Source organism: Ruegeria halocynthiae, assembly GCF_000743705.1.
Lineage (GTDB): Bacteria > Pseudomonadota > Alphaproteobacteria > Rhodobacterales > Rhodobacteraceae > Ruegeria > Ruegeria halocynthiae_B.
In genome coordinates, this window is record NZ_JQEZ01000007.1 from 1 (window position 1) to 16233 (window position 16233).

8 protein-coding genes are annotated in these 16233 nt (G+C 54.0%); 5 read left to right on the forward strand and 3 right to left on the reverse strand.

The window, feature by feature from the left end; genetic code table 11:
- Positions 1-479: helix-turn-helix domain-containing protein (locus JT51_RS19400; RefSeq protein ID WP_037316927.1), on the reverse strand; the 479-nt coding region annotated here is incomplete at its 3' end.
- Positions 480-937: 458 nt separating this feature from the next.
- Here JT51_RS19400 and JT51_RS19405 point away from each other — a divergent pair.
- The 4 genes from JT51_RS19405 to JT51_RS19425 all read left to right on the forward strand — a co-directional run bounded on the left by JT51_RS19405 (position 938) and on the right by JT51_RS19425 (position 11883).
- Entirely contained in the window at positions 938-1750 is an 813-nt protein-coding gene (locus JT51_RS19405) for a tetratricopeptide repeat protein (RefSeq protein WP_037316930.1), read from the forward strand.
- A gap of 411 nt (positions 1751-2161) precedes the next feature.
- Positions 2162-2683: an invasion associated locus B family protein gene (locus JT51_RS19415; protein ID WP_152563391.1), complete on the forward strand. Its 522-nt coding sequence runs from the start codon at positions 2162-2164 to the stop codon at positions 2681-2683.
- Positions 2683-4407, forward strand: a complete 1725-nt coding sequence (locus JT51_RS19420; protein ID WP_081894751.1) for a ShlB/FhaC/HecB family hemolysin secretion/activation protein — start codon at positions 2683-2685, stop codon at positions 4405-4407. Before JT51_RS19415 ends, JT51_RS19420 begins: the two co-directional genes overlap by 1 nt.
- A gap of 186 nt (positions 4408-4593) precedes the next feature.
- Complete coding sequence (locus tag JT51_RS19425; protein ID WP_037316942.1) at positions 4594-11883, forward strand: DUF6862 domain-containing protein; 7290 nt, start codon at positions 4594-4596, stop codon at positions 11881-11883.
- Between the two features lie 576 nt (positions 11884-12459).
- Here the strand turns inward: JT51_RS19425 and JT51_RS21855 are convergent.
- Together JT51_RS21855 and JT51_RS21620 are read right to left on the reverse strand one after the other, a co-directional pair.
- Complete coding sequence (locus tag JT51_RS21855) at positions 12460-14301, reverse strand: hypothetical protein (protein WP_152563392.1); 1842 nt, start codon at positions 14299-14301, stop codon at positions 12460-12462.
- A gap of 919 nt (positions 14302-15220) precedes the next feature.
- Positions 15221-15787 (reverse strand): 7-cyano-7-deazaguanine synthase, encoded by a 567-nt coding sequence (locus JT51_RS21620; protein WP_081894752.1) that lies wholly within the window; start codon positions 15785-15787, stop codon positions 15221-15223.
- Between the two features lie 193 nt (positions 15788-15980).
- Here JT51_RS21620 and JT51_RS19430 point away from each other — a divergent pair, with 193 nt between their 5' ends.
- A complete protein-coding gene (locus JT51_RS19430; protein WP_051927655.1) occupies positions 15981-16190 on the forward strand; it encodes a hypothetical protein in 210 nt (69 codons plus the stop codon).
- The last annotated feature ends 43 nt before the right edge of the window (positions 16191-16233 follow it).

Consider the following 16233-nt stretch of genomic DNA (forward strand, 5'->3'; position numbering starts at 1 on the left):
GTTTCCACCTCGCCGCAGGCTTCATCGTCGAGCTTCTTCTTTTCCAGCGCCTGCACCTGCGCTTCGGTCAGGATGCAACCCTCTTCGGCGACCTTGGCTTCCAGGGCCTTCAGCCGGGCTTTGAAGTTGGCCAGATCGTGCCGCAGCCAGATCGACCTGACACCGGAGGGCGAGACGAAGACGCCCTGTTTGCGCAATTCATTGGAGGTGCGGGCTTGACCATAGGCCGGAAATTCGGTGGCGGATTTGATCACGGCCTGCTCGGTCGCATCGTCGACCCGGTTAGCAAGGTTGGGCTTGCGCCGGGTGCGCTCGAAAAGCGCCTCCACCCCGCCTTCGTCAACCGCCGCCTTGTAGCGGTAGAACGTGTCCCGGCTATAGCCCATCACCTGACAGGCTTTCGAGACATTGCCCAGTTCCTCGGCCAGGTTCAGCAAGCCGGTTTTGTGTTTGATGATCTTGTCGGTAGTATTCAACATCGTGGTTTCCTCGTTTCGATGGGTTGGTTGGCACCACCATCAAAACGGACAACCATCATCTCCTTCAAGAGATGCGCCGCCCCCGTTTCAGCTTGCTGAGAAGGGGGCGGTGTCAGATCACATCGAGACTAATTCAGATAAGGAGATGATCGAAAGTGCTTTGTGTATGTCGTCAAGGTTCGGCTTCATGACTCCAGCAAAGTGATTCGACATACTACCAACACTCCCTCAATCAGCTCTCGAACTGCTTCGTTGAAAAGCTCAGACATTTTGTTTTCATGGATACAAATGTGGCGGCAAACTGGCCATGCACCTTTCCAATCGACGCGAGTTGCCACATTGCGGCCACAGACCAGGCTTTCATAACTTTTTAGTGAAGTTTAATCTGATTTTCCCCCTTAACGTGTGCTGTGACCTTTGTTAGCGAGAAGCTAATTAAATAAACAAAAGGTTACAGAATGGGTATTTTGAGGGTCGCCTTTGGCGGGGCAGTTTCTGCATCTATCGCGTGTGCTGCATTTGCGGACGTTCCTGCGGGCATAGCTGCCCTTGAAGCCGGTAACGTTTCGGGCGCGGTCGAGGAGTTTCAGGCTGGATTTGACGACGGTGACGCGGATGGTGCGTTTTTCATCGGGCGCCTGTTTGAAATGGGTCTGGGAACTGAGCGCGACATGCTACGCGCTGTCGAGCTCTATAGCGCGGCAGCTGATCAGGGCAGTGCGTTGGCGCAGAACCGGCTTGGCTTGATGTATCTGAACGGCGAATTGGTCTTGCAGGATTACCAGCGCGCTGCGGAGTTGATTTGTGCGGCAGCAGAGTCCGGTGATGCCAACAGCGCATTCAACTGCGGGTTGCTTTTTGCGGATGGACAAGGCGTGGAACAGGATGCGGTCAAGGCCGTAAACTACTGGAAACTAGCCGCAGAGCAGAACCACGTGGCTGCAATCAACTATCTGGGTCAGGCCTATCGTGATGGCACGGGAGTAACACAGAGCTATGAGGCCGCTTTTGAGAATTTCTCCCGCACCGGGAGAGCGGGCAACCCGTTAGGGCTCTTCGAACTGGCCAAAGCCTATCAATCAGGAAACGGCGTGGATCAGGACCTCATCAAAGCGCATGGCTTTGCTAATCTGGCCTCCGCGCGGGGCATGGATGAGGCACGCGCTCTGCGAGATACGCTGAACGCACAGCTGGATCGTGATGATCTGGAGGCAGCACAGAGCTTTGCCCGTAAATGGGAAGCAACGCCGCTGGATCAGGCTGCGCAGTAGCGCGCTTTCAGGCTTTGAGTTCTCGTCGGTTCAGATTGGTTCCTCTGTTATGAAACCCCCTCTTTTATTCTCCGTTGCTGTTGTGTGCCTCCTGAGCGGTTGCACAAATACTTCGCCTGAGCGCCTGAAAGAGATCTACGGCGTCTCTCCGTCGAGCGACGGCGGCTATACGGCCTCCATAGAAGTGCGCGCAAACCATGCTGATCAGCAGGATAAGTTTAGCCAGAACGCATTCAACGAGATTTGTGCGGGCCCCGCGACCATCACGTCCCGAACCGTTTCGGCCCCGTTTAACAAACAAACCACATACAAGCAGCAAACATGGAACCCAGCCATTGGCCAATTGGTCCAGACGGCGAGCTTCCCCGTAAACACGCCGCATGTTCGCATAACCTACAGGTTTGAATGCGCATGAAGAGCAGTTCTCCATACCGGCTGGCGATGAGTATCGGTCTCACCCTCTTCCAGTCGACGGCTTTGGCACAAGTGGCTGAGCCCCAGTCTACGGAAGAGGTGTTTTCGGACTGGCGGGTGTTGTGCCACCCGGTGGAAAAGGATGTCGCCTGCCAGATGATGCAGAGCGTCGCCGCCGAAGAGAATGGCCCGCCAGTCTTTCTGCTGAGCGTGTCTGACGATGAAGACACGGGCCAACGCTATGCAGTCATAACGGTTCCGGTTGGTGTCTATCTGGCCCCGGGGATCGAACTACACGTGGACAACCGCCGCCCCTTCAAGGTCTTGTACGAGGTCTGCGATCAGCTTGGGTGCCACGCCGGGTTTCGCATGAAAGGGGATGTCCTGGCGGCATTCCGGAAGGGACTGGAAGTCAAAGCCCGAGTTTGGACAGCCCGCGACAAGGCTGTTGACTTTCCCGTTTCTCTGCGCGGGTTCACCGCCGCATACAATCAATTCAGAACGGCGGGGGACAACTGATGGGTTTGCGGTCCCTCGTCCTGACAACAGCACTCGGTCTCAGTGCGATCCTGCTGACGGCAACAGTCGTTTCCGCGCAAGGCGTCTCGCCCGGTGATTTGCAGCGCATTGGTAATGAAATTCTTCAGCAGCAAACTCAACAGACCGAAGAACAGGAGCGCCGTCGCCGGGAATTCGAAGAACGTGAGGATGTGGAACAGGACCAGAGCGCCGGAGTGGAACTCTATGTCCCTCCTCCGGGCGGGCCGTGCTTTGAGATCCGCAGCATTGATCTCGAAGGTTTTGAGGCGTTCAAACGTGAGCCTGAGGGATATCGCGATCTGATCGGAACTTGCGCAACGGCGGCTGACATTGCGCAGACACTGAACCTGATCAACACATTCTATCAGGAGCTAGGCTACATCACGACCCGCGCTTATGTGCCGGAACAGGACGTTGCAGATGGATCTCTGGCGATCACCATCGTGCCGGGCCGCATCGAAGGCTATGTCTACGGAACCGGCAAGCCAGCGGATGCGCGTCTGAATACGGCGTTCCCGACTGCACGTGGTGACCTTCTGAACCTGCGCGATCTGGAACAAGGCCTGGAGAACATCAACGCGCCACGATCAGCAAGCGGTCAGTTCCAGTTGGTCCCCGGCGAAACCCCTGGTGGGTCGTTCATTCAGGTTGACGTGCAGGATCGACGCCCCTGGTATCTGGATTTCCAATTCGACAATTCCGGTTTTGAGTCCACGGGGCGGATCAAAGGCACCAGCACCTTTGGCCTCGACAACGGGTTGAACCTCAATGACCAGTTGAGGATTGGGATCACCACCACGCCATTTGAGGAACGGGGCGAGCGCTATTCGGATTCTGTCTCTGTCAACTGGGGTTTGCCCGTGGGCAACTGGTTGTTCAATGCGGATTTTGGGGCAAGCGATTATCGCTTCATCACCGAAGGCATAAACCAATCCTTTGTCACGGAAGGGCGCAGCCAATACCTGATCCTGCTGACCGAGCGTCTTTTGATGCGGAACCAGACCTCCAAGGTTTATGCCTATGGCGATCTGAAGCTGAACAGAACCAAAACCTCGATCAACGGCATCGAGATTACCAGCCAACGTCAGCGCCTGACAGTTGCTTCTCTGGGCCTGAGAGGTGAGCAGACCATCGGACAGGGTCGGCTGTTCTGGAACATTGGCGTGAAGGCCGGGCTCGATGCGCTTGGTGCTGACATTCCCGAACGCAGTGTAATCGATCAGGACTTCCGCCTTGTGAAAATCCGCGCTGATTTCTCTGCTCCACTTGGAAAAAGCGGACTTACCTATCGGGGTACTCTAGCAGGGCAATATTCGGACGATATCTTGCCCGGCATTGAACAGTTCGGCATTGGCGGATGGAGCACGGTTCGGGGCTTTCACGACAACAGCCTCTATGGCGACACCGGGATCTATCTCCGCAATACTGTCGAATGGGGAGCCTATAAAGCGCCCAGGTTTGAAGTGCGCATGAATGCGGGCCTCGACTTCGGCTATGTCAAACCGTCCACTCTGCGCAGCTGGTCTCAGGATCATCTGGCTGGTGTCAGTCTGGGTGCTGATATCATCATGAACAATCAGGTTACCTTGCAGATGCAGGTGGCACATGCGTTGAGCCGACCTGATGAGTCCCCACCCAACACCAATCCAGCCTTCGAGTCCGACAAGACCGTTGGGTATGTCAGTCTGAGGTTGCAGTTCTGATGAAGCACTTCCAGAAAATTGAAAAGATAGATGTTGGCCGTATACGCGTTCGCGTCTCACCTGACAGGCGCTTGCGCATGCAAGTTGCCGAGATGGTGAAGCGAGAGGCAGCGTATTCGGGCTCAACACTTTCTGAAAGTGCTCCGAAGTTATTCGCCGTTCATTGTTTTTTGGAAAGTTGTAGCCATGCGTAGACGTGTTTTTGAGAAAGTCATTTCTTCGGTCCTGACGCTGGCGTTGACAATACAACCTGCCTTGCTTCATGCGCAGAACATCCAACCTGTGAACCCAAGTACAGGTCCGCGCCCGCATGTCGACCAGTCTCTGAATGGCACCACCGTAGTCAATATCTCGACCCCAAATGGCGCGGGCGTCAGCCACGATGTCTACACCGATTTTCAGGCAAATGACCTGATCCTGAACAACTCGGCCACGATCACCAACACCCAGTTGGGCGGTGTGATTGAGGGCAACGGCAACTTGGCGCCGGGACAAGAGGCCAATCTTTGGATCGGTGAGGTTGTCGGCGGCAATCAGACCCAGCTGAACGGTATTCTGGAAGTTGCCGGCAAGCGCATGGACGTGGTGGTGGCCAACGAGTTTGGCATCACCTGCGATGGTTGCGGTTTCATAAACACTGGCCGTGCGACGCTGACAACCGGTAAGCCGCAATTCGGCAGCAATGGCGCACTGACAGGGTTCGATGTGCGCCGCGGTACGGTCACAATCGGGCCCGGGGGGCTGAACCCGGAAAACCGGATAGGTCTGACCGATACCAGCCGCGTCGATGTGATAGCACGAGCGGCTGCGATCTATGGCAAGATGCGCGCAGACCAACTCAACATCGTCGCTGGCGCCAATCAAGTTGACTACAACTGGTCCTACGATGCGGAAACCGGCGCGGTGACCGGGATCACCGAACAGGCGGGCGAAGGTGCAGCCCCGGCTTTGGCTGTGGATGTCGCTGCTCTTGGCGGCATGTACGCCAATGCGATCCGTTTGATTGCGACTGAAAATGGTGTCGGTGTGCGTTTGAACGGGGACATGGCGTCCTCGACCAATATCGCACTGCGGGCTGATGGGCAGCTTACGCTGGGCGCGCCGTCAAATGGCCATACACCCCAGATCCGAGCGGGCGGCCGCGTCCAAGTCCGCAACCAGGGTCCGATCCTTCTGGAAGGCGCGATTACTTCCGAGAGTGGTGATCTGATCGACATCAGAACCAGCAATGGCGACCTGATCTTCAACGGTCAGGCAGCGGGCGGTGCAATCCGTCTGGAAAGCGCGGGAATGCTAAACATCTCCGGCGCGATTGTTGCGCGCGAGGCGTTTGAGGCAGCATCGACCGGTGCTTCCGTGGTGCTGGACAACAACTCCGAGGTGTTCGCGCGGTCCATTGACGTTGATGCGCTGACGCAGCTGACCTTCGACGGCAAGGCAGCTGCCCTTGAAACAGCTTCGCTGACGGCCGGGACAGAGCTTGTAACAGGTACCAGCTCAGAACTGGTTGCGGAATCTGCGGCTCTTACCGGGGGTGACGCTCGGATTGAAGGCCAGGTGCAAACACTTGAAAACCTGACCATAGAAGCGACAGACGGGAGCGTCGACCACAGGGGCACGTCTCGCGGGCAAGCTGTCACGATAACGGGTGATGACGTTCAAACGAGCGATGGATCGCAGATCGCCGCAGTAGGTGATTTGAGCGTAACCGCCGCAGATCAAGCCAAGATCAGCGGAGAGCTAGTCGCCGGGAAGGGGCTGACACTCAAATCCACAGCAGCCGGGATAGCCGTTGAAACAAATGCCGAGATTCTGGCTGAATCCCTGAATGTTAAGGCGCAGACTCGTATTGATTTTGATGGCAAGGCTGCCGCTCTTGAGACAGCTTCTGTGTCGGCGGGAACCGAGGTGTCCACAGGGACGGATTCAGAACTGCTGGCCGACAGCGTGGCGCTCACCGGGGAAACTGCGCAGTTATCTGGTGAAATTCGAGCCATTGATGGGCTGACGATTGAGGCAACGGATGGCGCGGTTGAGCATAGCGGTGTGTCTCGTGGGCAGAACGTCTCGATAATTGGCGACACTGTTGAGACTGGCGATACATCCCAGATCGCTGCGGTGGATGGTCTCACTGTGACGGCAACAGATCAGATCCTCCTCGGTGGCGAACTCGCCTCGGGGGCAGAGCTTGCAATCACATCGACCGGCGCGTCGGTAACCATCGAGGATGGCGCCGAACTGGTGGCGGATACGCTCGATGTAGACGCTCAGACCCAAGTCGCGCTAAACGGACGTGCTGCGGTTCAGAACCAGGCCACTCTGACGGCCGGTGCTGAACTTGTAATCGGAGACGCATCCGAGCTTGTGGCCGGGTCGATAAATCTCTCCGGTGCCGCAGCCCAAATTGGTGGGCAAGCAGAAGCACAAAACGGGATTTCTATCGAGGCCCGTGATGGAACATTGGAGCATTCGGGCAGATCTCGTGGGCAGTCTGTGACCCTGTCGGCTGATCGTGTGCAAACGGGCGATAGCTCGCAAATTGCAGCTATTGCAGATGTGCAGGTAACAGCGACGGATCAGGCGATCATTGATGGCAATCTGATTGCGGGTCAACAGGCAGATATTTCCGTGACAGTCGGCGATCTGGACCTTCAAGGCCAGATAAATGCCCGCAACACCAATGTTTCGGTGTCCGGCCAGACCACACTGGGTGCAGATGCGACCGCGGTCGGTCAATCGATTCTGGAGCTGCAATCCGGGTCGCTGAGCGGCGGACTGAATGCGTCTCACTTTGATCAGCTGCGTGCAGGCGATGGTCTTGCAGTCACTCTGGCCACCGGTGGATTATCCGTTGGTGCATCAGAGCGAGTGGAACTTGACGGAGACCTTCTGCTCGATCTCGGCGGTGACCTCGAGAACCGAGGTACGATCAAGGCGAGTGGTGATCTTCAGCTTCGCAGTGGGTCGGATCTGAACAATCGCGGTGGGCTATTGAAGTCCGGCGAGGTAATGCAGTTGGTGGCCCGAGACGGTACAGTCCTCAACCAGTCCGGACGCATCGAAGCAGATGGTGGTCTGGCCGTCGAGGCAGAAGTGTTCGTTAACAGTTTTGATAGCGTCACGATCCAGCCCTCTACTTCGGGCGTGGAGGTATTTGCAGGGAACCCAACCGAAAAAACTCGAAGCCGTACAATATTTGTCGACCCTGCTGACCTGGAGCTGGACAGTTGCACGGCCAAAATTCCCTTTAACTCATATTCTTCCAGCAATTGCGCTACGATCTACAATTTTGGTATTTCCGATCAGTCCAATGTTGGTGGTGTAACCTGGAGCAGTGGGACATCTGTTGTGACAACGGGCGCTCAACCCGAAGTTCTTTCGGGAGCTGGGATTGCCATTCAAGCAAATGTTGTCCGAAACAATGCTGGCATGATCTCATCCGCTGCCGGGATGGAAATTCGCAGTAACCGCTTTGAAAATAGAGCCTACGAAGATGATCGAGTCACCCATACGGCGACTTATACACGACAAATTGAAAAAATAGACCCAGGCACCAGTGATGCCCGCAGGCGGGCATTTGAGCATATCATCTATTCGCCGGTGAAACGTATTGCCTCCAATGGTGCCAATTCGGTTTCCGGCGAAATCCTTGCTGGGGGCGGGATCAACATCAACGGAACGACGGTTCATGCAGATGGCAATATCAAGGCCGGAACCACAAGTGCTGTATCGCCAGGTGAAAGTGCAATTGTAACCAATACGCCCCTGCCAGAGCTGGTTGTCCCTGCAAATGCCCTTGCACCAGTACAGCCGGACGTACTGAATTTGCCTGCTCTTGAACCTGTTCAGCCGGAAGTGAAAAACCAGCCACCTCTTGAACCGGTGCTGCCCGAGCTTCAAAAACTGGCAAACCTGGATGTGTTGATCGGCGAGGGTCGCACTAATTTCGGTACAACGCCGGTGTCCTATGAGGACCTGCTTTCCTCCGACTATTTCCTGGATCGTTTGCAGATTCAGAATGAGCTGTTCCAGAACATCAACCGGCCAACCGAATGGAACGGTTATCAAAGCGATGGCGTAAATTTTGCAGGTGGAAGCACTGTCCAGATCCCGGATTCAGAGTTTATTGGATTTGGTGACCGGTTCGGCTTGTCTGAGAGCGGAGTGTTGGCATCGCTGAACAAAGCCAATGCATCTGAAAGTGGTGATCTGAAGATTACTGCCGGCAGCATCACGGGGTCTGGTGGGTCGCTGATTGCGGAAGGCGGTTCTCTGTCCCTAACGTCTTTCGGGAACATTGATTTTGAAGACACCGAACTTGGTGGCGACCTGGTCAAGATCATCACAGGAGGAGATTTCTCCGGTAAAGCGTTGGTGATCAAATCGGCTTCTGACACCTCTATATTTGCCGCCGGAAACGTCACCATCGAAGGCCTGGCGCAAACCGAAGAGTATTACACCGGTACAAGCGTCACAAAGATTACCGAAAACCTCGCGTCCCGCTTTGAAGTCGGCGGCAACTTGTCCATCATTTCCACTGTCGACACGACTCTGGCAGGTGTTCAAGCCCAGGTCACAGGGGACACGCGTTTGACGGCAGGTGGCAACCTCTACCTGCTCGCTGAGCAATCCGGTGTTCAGTACAACGCTGGCAACAAAAGCAACGGAACAGACCGCCTGACCCTGACGGCGCAGGTCACGCAGCTGTCTACTGGCGGCGACTTTATTGCCAATGCGGGCGGTGACGCGGTGCTGGTTGGTACTCAGATAAATGCGGGCGGGCGGGCACATCTGGCGGCTGCGGGTGACGTGGTTCTGGCGGCAGCACAAGACATAGCCAAATCAGAAACACGCAAGACCAGCAGCGGGTTCCTGTCGAAGAAAAAGGAAACGCGATCCACACTTGCGGTCACCAACCGAGGTGTAGCCATCACTGCTGGAGGTGATATCGATGTTATCGCCGAGACGGGTGATCTGACCACAGCCGGGACGGAATTCGCCAGCGCCTCAGGTGATATCAACCTCACTGCGACCGAGGGCAACATCCTCGTCGGCACCTACACCGACGTGTTTGAAGTGACGCATATCAAGGAGAAGAGCTATCTTGGTGGACTGCTGAGCAAATCCAGCCAGTTGCACACGGTCGATCACATCAATACTGGCACCGATGCGTTGGCAGCGCTGGATCTGAGTATTGTATCAGGCACGGACACCACTTTGGTCGGCGCAACGCTATCTGCGGGTCAGAACCTGAACATCACAACCGGTGGTGATTTTTCGGTTCAGGCCGCCATCGACAGCCACCGTTCCGAGTTCTTCGAGACCGACATGGGTCTGGTCGTCATGACGACGATCACCGAGACCAGCTCTACCGAAACGGCCCAGCTGACCGAATTGCTGGCTGGCCAAGGTATGAATTTCGACATCGGCGGGAATGCAGAGTTGGTGGTGTATCAAACCGCAGGTGTTGATGCGCCAAACCCGCAAGATCTCTACCCTGAGGAACTTCTGGCCATCGATGGGTTGGAACTGATCAGTCAGGAACTGGCGGATGAGTATTTCTATGAAGAGAAGACACAGCTCTCGCCGGCGTTCAAGGCGTTGGTGTCAATTGTGGTGGCGGCTTATGTTGCACCGGCACTTGTCGGTGAATTGCTTCCACAACTCGCAACAGCGGCAAGCGCACAAAGTGCCACGGCACTTACGACGGGTCTTTACAATGGCGCGACTGCCTTCACTTCAACGGCACTTGTCGAAACGCTGGATGGCGTCGTCGCCGGAGATATCGACCTTGGCGCGATCCTGGAAGCCGCCACGTTCTCCGGTGTATCTGCTGGTCTGACCTCGGGCATCAATCTGAACATCCCTGAGAGCAGCCCCCTGAATGATGCGTTGATCAGTGGCTTTGGTAACCCGCAAGGTCCACAACTCACTGTGGCAGGTATTCTAGAAGGAGCCTTGGACGGCTCAATTTCCTCCGGTCTGAGTTCAGCCGTCTATGGAACTGACTTCTCTGATGGTTTCTCAGCAAGCCTTGTACAGACAGTCACCAACCTGGCGCTGGCCGATGCTCAGTTTGAGATCGGCGGGTTGTTCACCGACGCGAACGGCAACGCCATCAACGGTGGCGAAGGCTCGGCAGGTCACATGCTACTTCATGCGCTCGCGGGTTGTGCCGCCGCCGAAGCCACCGGTGCGGAATGTGCGGCGGGCGCGGCAGGTGGAATTGCGCAGAGTATTTTTGTAGGTACGGATCCTGCACTCGTAGGGCTGTCAGACTACGAGATTCAAAAACGTGCGGAGCTATTTGGTGCCGTCGCAGGCCTGCTCGCATCTGGAGGCAATGCTGAAAACGTTGTCGCTGCGGCGGCAGTTGCTCAATCTGCCGCGCTGAACAACTACCTGTCACATACAGAAGCGGCTTTACGCTCTGATCTGGTCGACAAGCTATTGAGTGAAGAATGCCAATCGGGAGGTTGCGAAGAAGACCTCAGTAAGCTTCGAGAGCTGAACGAACTGGACCTGCAACGTGACGCTGACTTTGCTGCCGCTTGTGGCGCCGGCAGCGCTTCATCTGAATGTCGTAACGAGCTGACCAAGCTTCAGGATGCGTTTGAAAGCTACGAAGGAGCATACAGATCACGCGAAGTTCTGGCTGACGGTACGCTAGGCGAATATCTCGATGTCGCCTCGAAATTCGGGACGTACAGAAGTGAAGCGATGTCGAAGGCTGCGCGTGAAGCTCTCATCGAAATGCCTGTGGATTCAGCAAAGGGCGTAATCGACCTGGTCGAGATTTCCGCTCTTGCGCTGACAGGTGACGAGACAGCACAACAACAGCTGAAGTTGGTTGCCAGCCAGACATGGGACTTGATCAAAGACCCGATTGGGACAACTCAAAACCAGATAAAGGCCGATCTGGAAAAAGCTGATCGCCTTGAGGCGCAGGGCAAGATCCAAGAAGCCAACAAGCTGCGCAGCAAGGTGTTCATAAGCGGTTATCTCTCAGTAGCAGGGGTGGCTGGCGCAGCGAGCGCAACAAGCGGCGGAATCAAAGTAGTGTTGCGAGGCTCTGATCCTGAGCATATCGGAAGTAGGATCGAGAACCGTTATGACCCCATAAACGAAGGTCCGCTACCGACCGATATCGCCAAAACGTTCCGTAGCGCTACATACAATGAGGTCATTACAACCGAGCCTACCAAGCTCTATCGCGTAATCAGCGACAATGGGAACCCGGCTGGCGGGTACTGGACACGAACGAAACCGGAAGGGCCGCTCCAATCCGTCATCGATAGCGCGCTAGATCAAAACTGGGGAAATACAGCCACCCGAGTGGTTGAAATGGAAGTACCTGCTGGCACTCGATTGTTTGAAGGGTTTGCAGCACCCCAACGAGACTTGGTAGGTGGAGGCAATCAAGTTTATTTTGATCGCGACGTTAACCCACTGAACCCAGATTGGATTAGCCAATGAGTGAATCTGAATGTGAATGGGAGAGAATCGACGCGTTCTCCTCTCCGATGGAGTTTAAGAGATTTGTGAGATGGATTGAAAATCAAGCATCAGGAGGTGTTTGCCGAGAGATAGGCAGTGTCGATCAAAAGGACGAATGGGTTGATAGAAAATTTCTATGTAATGCATCGGGTGAAGTCTGGATACTCCGGCAACCCGACCCTGGATACTTTTCAGGGTCTTGGTCGCCCGAATGAGAATTCGTCGTGCACGCGATTTTGTTGACACCCAAAAGTACGAACAAGTGAATGGGGGTCAATCAGCAGCACCTATGGCGCTCAAAAAAGCCTTAACCATAACCCCTCGCCGCGACAGCTATGTACGTTATATCGCAAAATCTTGACAGATCTCAGGTCCCAAGCGGAAATGACGGCGCTGCCAATAGTCAATGGTCGCTAGGTGGATTGCCTTGGTCTGATTTTGGGCGGCCTAGCGAAAAGCAACACACTGTCCATTGTAAGCGATGCGCAAGGAAGGTGCCCTAATTGCCCAGTCTCAGAATTCGACTTTTCCTCACGTGGTGGTCATACAAAAACGTTATCGACTCCATCGGCTCAGACAATTCAGAAGCTTATTGGCCGCGCTTACTTCAGGTCTAATGGACCCAGATGGGTGTTTAACTGGGTACGATCTGAAGGGGCCATCGTGCGTCTTCTCACTCGGCCAGCCTGAATTCTCTGTCGAAATTCTGTAGTGCAAAATGTTTTGGACCGCGTGATGGTTCAGTAGGCTGGGGCTATCAGTCAAAAAAAACACTGGTGCCATTTCTCCCTTGATCCGCCGTTCAATGTCGAACAGCCAGCAATATACCGGGATGCCTAAATAGCCGCTAATGGTGTGACGGATTATCAAGGCGCGCCGGCGTCCAGATGGAGAGTGCGTACAACTGGCTCGGCTATCCCAAGAGAGTGGAATGTGTGGTAGCGACAGCCGTCGTCCGGAATCGAAGTAGCTTACCGAAACATCGTATTCCGTTCCGTTTTGGAACGCTTTTCCCATCCCAATGAAAGGCCAGAAGTGCTCTGGTATCTCACCTTCTTGAGTTGGCGCAAAATCTAGGGGTTCTAATTTGAATGGGGTATCAATCGCAGGTAAGTGGCTCCTGTCTTCAAATTTAGGCTCATCATCTTGAGATTCTTTGGTATTCCTCGGCTTTTCATGTTCAGGTTCGCCTAACTTTCCAACATCCATGTTGCCAGAGCTGCCAGATAACGCTGAAAACTGATCGATTACGTCAGCTACAGGTCGTCTGAAGTGACTTGGATCAGCAGAAGAACCAGTTCGTTTCACGACTTCGTCGGGTGCGATGCTGGGTTCGCTACTATCGAAAAATTCATCATCTTCGAAGGCCAGCTTCTTGTGGTTGCCCCCGGCTTGCCTACTAGAGACTGACGGGTCCGAACTGATGCTGGCGGCGTCTGGGATTAGGCCTGTTTTGGGCATTCCTATGGGAGTTCTGGGTGAGAGCGATCTTTCGATTGGCTTGAAGTGAACGCCTTTCCCCCAAGGCGTTGCGGGTCTGTTCCTATCTTCAAGAAGTACCGAAACCCCAAAGGCAGTCAGCGGCCCGTCAAAGCCAGCATTGTAATCAAATAGGTTACGAAAATCACCTTCTACCAGCCAATCATTCTGTCCACTGTTGAGAAGCTTACATATCGGACGATGAGAAACTCCGTTGATGTGGTCAGCCCTTGCTCTGTTGGACAGGTCGCCAAGGCAACGTTGCAAGTTTCTAATGGAAAGTGTTCCAACTAGTTGGCCTAGAGAGTGCTCGTCATAGTATATTCCAGCAGGATCGAAAATGTACTCGTTTCCAAACCAACCTGTTTTTTGCCGGCCGAAAAGGTGATCGTTGCGCCCCCCATTGTCGCTGAAATCGAACATGTATCTGGCAAGCGCATCGGTTTTTGCTAAATAGTGGCGAATTACTTCGGTCGGTCGAATTAGTATGGAATGAATCGGGACCGGAACTCGTCCGCCATATTTTGATTGCACGGGAACAACGTTCGTTTCGCAATAGGCCAAAACGTACGGAGGAGAGTTATCATGCGGGTCACTGCTGAGAATTTTAATCTCACCGTTCCATTTGCGCAGCCATACAATACGACTATCCGCGCCGTGGAATTTTATCCGCCAATGTTTTGGCGGCGACATGTTCGTGGCCGGTTTTTGGGCTCTCCAAACGCTCTGAAGTCGAATTCTTCGAAAGAGTGGCGCTGCGACGGACACCGGTTTATAGATTGGCTCGCCATGCTCAAATCGCCTTAACTTGATTTGCCAAGTAATGTCGTTTTCATTCTCCTTCAGGCGCTCAACTGGACCAATGTCGACTACTGTCCAACTGTGGCCGTCTTCTGGAAATTCTGTAATTCTTACCAACTGTTATCCCAAGTCTGCTCATCAATATTTTGGGTGCATACACCCTGATCCGTTGAAGCTAGATTCGTCAACGAGAACTGCGATCTAAAGTGGTATCGATTTGGTTGTTTTTCAACTATGGGGCGCTTGATTGACGCTCATGTAATAGTGTCCCATGAATTGGCACAGGATTTTTGCAAGGGTTCGGCAATGCGAGTCGCTGGGCAATGCGCTAGCCGGTTGGTTTGTGCCAGATATCGAAGTTGAGAAGTTTCAATCGAGCTAACGCTGTATCGAGCCCAGATGGACTCCGCCAACGCCCACAAAGCCTTCAATATTGGCCTGTCGCAGTAGATTATCTCCAGTCCTTCCTAGCACAACAGAGGAAAAACCAAGACAGGTCGCTACGAAGCAGATTGTAGTTGCGAGGGCTCCGCTGTCTCGCCATAACAGCGAGGCCCAATTCTCATAACAAGCCGCGATGCGATCTGCGTCGGCCATGAACTGTAGTGTAGTTCCGCTTGTCGCTGAGCTAAGAAGTTTGACACTTGCAGCATTTTTTTTTCGTGAACGATCCAGTGCCCCGCTTGTTCGCAACAGGTGCGCTTTCGGATCGTACACGCCTACGGGCGAGGTGTTTTCGAGTGGAATGCAAAGAATTGATATAGTGTGTAGCCCGCCAGCTGACGGACTTGCGCGACCCTCCCAATCCTGCCCAAAACGCCCTTTGCCACCACGCCTTTTTTTCATCACGTGAAAGAGAAGGTCGCCAAGCTGTTGCTCTGTCAGCGCGCCGGTAACTGAAGATTTTCGTGCTTCTAGGACGTTGCTGAATCCGACTCCAGGTAGCATCTTAGGTGTGGGGAGGCGATGGACTGAATCCCCGCGAAAACGACGCGGATCGGGAGGATCGGGGTTGTTTCTCGGCAGAGGTTCTTGGTCAGTAAGCAATTCCGTAGACTTCCTTTGTTACCTCATAGTGCTTTATGCAACCCCGGCACTGGCCACACGCTATGTTTCCGGTATGGCATGAATGAGCCCACGCCAATATTTCTCGAGGAACAGAAGAAAGCTGAACAAGTTCAACTGTAGTCATTCTTAAGGCTGGTGCGCTGACCCGAATTCCTCCTTCTTGGTATGAGGTAACGGTGTCCATCGCTTGATAGAAACCTAGCCTTCCGTCAGCATGGCTGCTATCCGAAGCTACAGATCCAGTCATAATTTCGCTAACGCCTAGTGTCACACCACGCGCCGCTGAGAACGTGATCAACAATTGATTTCGAAATGGCCACCATTCGGGAACTGGAGCAATATCAATGGCGTCGCTTCCGGCCATGTCACCCGAGCCGATCTGACTGCAGTCGATTGAGATGACCTCATGTTGGATGCCAAGTTCATCCGCTACTTGAGACGCGGCGCTAACTTCCGCTTCCGCAGCTCGTTGGCCGTAGTCAACGGTAAAAGCCAATTCTGGTCGCTGCCAATAAGCGACTGCTATCGAATCCATAAGGGCAACATCTGGTCACCAATCGTGCGCCTTCCCGCAATGTTAGATGAAGTTTGAATTGATGTGGTCTAGTCGACCGATTGGATTGCAGAGTGAAAGTCAGTTGCTGTTGCATCCAGCGGATGCTCGTTTGAGCAAATTTTTCTTGAGGTTTCTAAGTCAAAAAAACTACGATGTCCCATGAAACTAGGCGATGTTTTCCAAAATGAAGAAACCGCATCATCCCGACACGCACGAACTGCACGACTGGCATATTTATGGCCCCAAAAATTCAGAAATCGTTGACCTTGTCGAAAGGTTGGCGTTTGAGCACGGGTGGCGCGTAGCCAAAATCGAACTGCTGATTGTGGATGCCCTCAAAGCTCGGCTCCGGGAGGAAGTCCAACAGTCTGAGGCAGATTGAGCTGAAGGGTTGTGGTCGTTCCAATTCGTCGATTGCCTGATTT

Coding starts and splice junctions, on each gene's coding strand:
- JT51_RS19425 (WP_037316942.1), top strand. CDS start 4,594: ATGCGTAGACGTGTTTTTGAGAAAGTCATTTCTTCGGTCCTGACGCTG.
- JT51_RS19405 (WP_037316930.1), top strand. CDS start 938: ATGGGTATTTTGAGGGTCGCCTTTGGCGGGGCAGTTTCTGCATCTATC.
- JT51_RS19430 (WP_051927655.1), top strand. CDS start 15,981: ATGTTTTCCAAAATGAAGAAACCGCATCATCCCGACACGCACGAACTG.
- JT51_RS19415 (WP_152563391.1), top strand. CDS start 2,162: ATGAAGAGCAGTTCTCCATACCGGCTGGCGATGAGTATCGGTCTCACC.
- JT51_RS21620 (WP_081894752.1), bottom strand. CDS start 15,787: ATGGATTCGATAGCAGTCGCTTATTGGCAGCGACCAGAATTGGCTTTT.
- JT51_RS19420 (WP_081894751.1), top strand. CDS start 2,683: ATGGGTTTGCGGTCCCTCGTCCTGACAACAGCACTCGGTCTCAGTGCG.